General features: G+C 61.8%; 1 protein-coding gene. It reads left to right on the forward strand.

Annotated elements, in window-relative coordinates; genetic code table 11:
* A partial coding sequence (locus AC0L3S_RS39850; protein WP_473285476.1) for a transposase occupies nucleotides 1-212 on the forward strand: 212 nt, incomplete at both ends.

Below are 212 nucleotides of genomic sequence, written 5' to 3' on the forward strand. Positions count from 1 at the left end.
ATTGGGACTGGATCGACGGCGAGGTCGCGCCGCTCTACAGCGAGAATGGCCGGCCCGGGATCGAGACCCGGTTCATGGTCGGGCTGCTGTTGCTCAAGCACACTTACGGGCTGTCCGATGAGGGCGTTTGCGAGTGCTGGGTTCACGACCCGTATTTCCAGTTCTTCACCGGGCAAGAGTTCTTTCAGCATGCCTTCCCGCACGAGCGCTCG

The sequence above is a fragment of the Bradyrhizobium sp. Ken01 genome (assembly GCF_055807355.1).